Raw genomic sequence first — 4,205 nt, 5'->3', positions numbered from 1 at the left:
ACTTTTCTTCCTTTTATATTGTATTAAGTGTTATATTTGAAAGAAATAAACGGAAGTTTTTTCACAGACTGACGTTGGCGGTCAGCTTGGTTGACGAAACAGAAAAACAACAGAATTATGACATTATATTCATTAGAAGAAGCTCAATATTTAAAAGATTTTTATTCCCCTAAAGTTGTCAACCAAATAGCCGACAAGAAACTTGCTTTAAGAATAACAAGTGTTGAAATAGAAGAAATTAAAAAAGACTTTTATGACATAATCTGTAAAGGATATTTTGTAAATAATACGTCTATAGTTCCGAAAGTAAGCATACAATCAATATTTAAATCTATGGATTTGGATTCTCCTGAAGTTGCATTACAACGTCGAAATTTATAACTAAAACATATCCTTTTTCTTTATCAAATTTTAATTCGAAAGCATTTGGGTATTTATCTAATTCTTCTTTTAAAATTTCATATTTAGGACTGATTAAATTAATTGTTTTTTCCATAACGATACTTAAATCTAACATAATAAATAATTTAAAATTTTATTCCATTAAAGTGGCGGAATAATTAACCATATAAACTATAACTAAACAATTCTAACATTAAACAAAATGAAAAAACTATTATTCTTATTTGCTTCTATTACATTACTATCTTGTTCTAAAAATGACGATGATAACTCAACTTCAACAACTGGAAATATTGTTGCAAAATGGCATTTAACATCAATTTTAGAAAACGGAAAACCAATTACAGGTTATACTTGCAATACTAATTTTGACATTACAGAATTCACTTCAAGCGGACAATCTATAACCAAATATTCTGATAAAAACTCAAGTAACGTTTGTACTCAATATACTGACAATGGGACTTATACTCTTTCTGACAATATTTTAACTGACGTTCAGAAAAACGGAACGATTAAAATATATGAAGCGAAATATAAAATCAAAGAACTTACTGCAACATCATTAAAACTTGAAACGATTTCTGTATTCGAAGCTAACTCTAATGGTAGTAATCCATATACATCCAATTATACTGATGGCGAAGAAGTAAAAGTTTACACTAAAACAAACTAAACCGAAAAATAAAGCCGAACCGCCAACAGCTGTTTTGATATAGTGGGGTTTTAGTGGAATTACCGTTTCGCATCAACATTCTGCAAAGCAGAAAGTTGAAAGGTTACGAAATCCCCACCATCTCAAAGCAGCGAGACGTTGTACGAGACTTATGCCGAAATTACGCAGAAAACACTTTTGCCAACTAAAAATATATTTCCGCAGGAACTTTTAAGTATTGTGTGTAGCCGAACTGTGCGCGTAGAATCTACTCAGCAGAAAAACTCGTGGAAACGGAACTTTGTCTAGCTGTTCACGCAGAATCTAAAAATTGAACTTAGCCGAACTTTGCGTGTAGAATCGCATCGGAAAGTAGAAACAGAAAATTGACTTTGCTAAAAGTGCGTGAAGAATTTTGTCTGAAAAGCGGAATCTGAAAACAGGACTTAGCCAAACTTTACGCTTAGAAAAATTAATAACGAAAAATAAGAATATTCAACCAAAAAAAATTGATAATTGAGGTTTAATTTGTAATTTCGACTAAAATAAGCCTCGTACAACAACTGTTTTGAGTTAGCTGGAGTTTAGTGGAATTAACGTTTCGCATCAAGTTTTCGTTAAACCGAAAAATTAGCGGTTACGAACTTCCAGCCACCTCAAAGCAGTATAACGTTGTGTGCTATTTTAATACCTAAATTGCTGAAATACAACCATTAACAAATTTAACTATGAATAACGAACTATACGAAAACGAAAAAGTTGAATTATTTCAACAAGATAATGTAAATGAAATTAAGTTGACGAACGATGAAATTAACGAAAAGTATAAAAAAGGGGAAGTAAGAATTATTACTGAACAAGCTCGTTATCCGCTAAACACAATTGTTAATATGGTTAATAGTGATGATTATATTCTAAATCCAGAATTCCAAAGACGACACAGATGGGATACTACAAGAAAATCAAAGCTAATTGAGTCGTTTATAATGAATGTTCCTATTCCTCCAATTTTTCTCTATGAAAGAGAATATTCAGTTTATGAAGTAATGGACGGACTTCAAAGATTAACTGCGATTTCACAATTTTATGAAGATAGGTTTTCCTTACAAGATTTAGCAGAATGGAAAGAATTAAATGGTTTAAAATATTCTGAATTACCAGAACAAATAAGAAAAGGAATTGATAGAAGATATATTTCTTCAATTATTTTATTACAAGAAACGGCTAAATCGGAAACAGAAGCTAATAGATTAAAGCAATTAGTTTTTGAAAGAATAAATAGCGGTGGTGAAAAGTTAAAAGCTCAAGAAATTAGAAATGCTTTATTTCCAGGCGGACTAAACAATTTAACAATAGGTCTATCGCGAAACAAATATTTTTGCAGATTATGGGATATTCCAGAACCTGATGATACAGAATTATCAACAGGACAACCTCGCCAAGAAGTAATAGAAGATAAGTATTTTAAAGATATGTCTGATGCTGAACTTGTATTAAGGTTCTTTGCATATAGACAAATAGACCAATGGCAAGGAAATACAATGGAATTTTTTTTAGATGAATTTCTTAAAAAAGGTAATGAACAATTTACAGAAGAAGTTTTAAATAACTTGAAAAAAACATTTAATGATACCGTAGAATTTGCTTACAATCTATTTGAACAAAAAGCTTTTTGGCTTCATAGAAATAGAGAAGAGAAATGGTTTCATTATGAAAGACCTACAAAAATTTTATATGACCCACTTATGCAAGTTTTAGCTAATAATCTTGACAATAAAGAAAAAATACTGATTAAAAAGCAAGAAATAATAGGTGGATTAGAAAATTTTCACAAAACAAAATATGATGGATTTAAAGGACGCGATACTAACAAAACAAAAGTCACAGATAGAATTGAAATACTTAATGAATACATAAACTCCTTCATCAATGAATAATATATTAAGCGAATTTCAAATAGAAATGGATTTGCTTAAATATTACATTGATTTTCAAAATAGAAGTTATAAAAATCAATCAAAAATTGAAAAAAACAATCCAGAAAGCGTTCTGAAGACTTTAACAATTTCAAAAATTAAGCAATTTGATTTTAACTCTCATATCATATCAATATATGGCGCATATGAAAATTTTATTGAACAATTAATCACTAAATATTTAGAGAATATTTGCGCAATCGCATCAAGCTATAATTCACTACCCGAAGAAATACAGAAAAACAATTTAAATAAAACATTAGAAATTTTAAAACAACTAGATTACAGAAAGAATAAAAATATAAGACCAGAAAAATTAATAGAAATTTTGCACAAAAATATAAATGAAAATTCTCCTGTTCTTAATATTAATGCTTTTATGAATCATAGTGCAAATTTCAGAATTTCAGTGATAGATAATTATTTTACAGAAATTGGAATAAAAAATATTTCAAGTTTGGTTAGACAATATGAACCTTTAAAATCTTATTTAGAAAATAACGTTTCAGACTTTTCATCAAAAAAAAGTGTCATTATTTTTCAAATTGTTGAACATATTTGTGATTTAAGAAATGATATAGCTCACGGTGTAACTAATGTACAGTTGATAAATAAAACTATACTGTTTGACTATATTGATTTTATGAAAATCTTTACTGAATCCTTATATGAATTAATAAATAGCAACTATTTATCAAAAATTTATGAGCTTAACAATAATGATGTTACTGTTATTAATATCTTTAATAAAGAGATATTGTGTTTTAATACTAGAGGAAAAATAATAGACAAAAAAACAAAAATATTAGTTAAATCTGAAAATCACTTTCCAAGTGTGTTTTATTCAAATATTTTAGACATTCAACTTAACAAAAAAAGTATTTCTACAACGAACTTAAATGAGAATGTTGATATTGGTATTAAAGTTGACAAAAAAATTAAAGACACAATGAAATTTAAGTTATGCTGAATAAAAAACAGCACACAACACACGTTTCTAGATATTTGCGAATTTAGTGGAATTACCGTTTTTTATCGTATTTTCGTTCAGCCGAAAATACTCGTCTTCGAAAGTCGCAAACATCTAGAAGCGCGAGAACGTCAGGCTGTGAAAAAACCTCATTTAGTCGCTATTTTGACTTAAAATCATCCTCATAAACATCACTACAATC

At 28.5% G+C, this 4,205-nt stretch carries 4 protein-coding genes; all 4 read left to right on the top strand.

The window, feature by feature from the left end:
• Window positions 1–117: 117 nt before the first annotated feature.
• The 4 genes from H8R24_RS17800 (at window position 118) to H8R24_RS17785 (ending at window position 4,003) form a co-directional block, all read left to right on the top strand.
• Window positions 118–381 carry a hypothetical protein gene (locus H8R24_RS17800; RefSeq protein WP_187021787.1) on the top strand — a complete coding sequence of 88 codons (264 nt, stop codon included), beginning with the start codon at window positions 118–120 and terminating at the stop codon, window positions 379–381.
• A 223-nt stretch (window positions 382–604) separates the two neighbouring features.
• Window positions 605–1,078, top strand: a complete 474-nt coding sequence (locus H8R24_RS17795) for a lipocalin family protein (RefSeq protein ID WP_187021786.1) — start codon at window positions 605–607, stop codon at window positions 1,076–1,078.
• Between the two features lie 707 nt (window positions 1,079–1,785).
• Window positions 1,786–2,994 carry a DUF262 domain-containing protein gene (locus H8R24_RS17790; protein ID WP_187021785.1) on the top strand — a complete coding sequence of 403 codons (1,209 nt, stop codon included), beginning with the start codon at window positions 1,786–1,788 and terminating at the stop codon, window positions 2,992–2,994.
• Window positions 2,987–4,003, top strand: coding sequence for an MAE_28990/MAE_18760 family HEPN-like nuclease (locus H8R24_RS17785; protein ID WP_187021783.1), 1,017 nt, complete (start codon window positions 2,987–2,989; stop codon window positions 4,001–4,003). The genes H8R24_RS17790 and H8R24_RS17785 overlap by 8 nt, the downstream gene beginning before the upstream one ends.
• Window positions 4,004–4,205: the final 202 nt, after the last annotated feature.

Origin of the sequence: Flavobacterium muglaense, assembly GCF_014305155.1 — a bacterium.
Classification (GTDB): Bacteria; Bacteroidota; Bacteroidia; order Flavobacteriales; family Flavobacteriaceae; genus Flavobacterium; species Flavobacterium muglaense.
This window is presented reverse-complemented; position numbering and strand designations above follow the sequence as displayed.

What these genes read in the sequence shown, in the direction of transcription:
- H8R24_RS17790 (WP_187021785.1), top strand. Translation starts at nt 1,786, where the DNA reads ATGAATAACGAACTATACGAAAACGAAAAAGTTGAATTATTTCAACAA.
- H8R24_RS17795 (WP_187021786.1), top strand. Translation starts at nt 605, where the DNA reads ATGAAAAAACTATTATTCTTATTTGCTTCTATTACATTACTATCTTGT.
- H8R24_RS17800 (WP_187021787.1), top strand. Translation starts at nt 118, where the DNA reads ATGACATTATATTCATTAGAAGAAGCTCAATATTTAAAAGATTTTTAT.
- H8R24_RS17785 (WP_187021783.1), top strand. Translation starts at nt 2,987, where the DNA reads ATGAATAATATATTAAGCGAATTTCAAATAGAAATGGATTTGCTTAAA.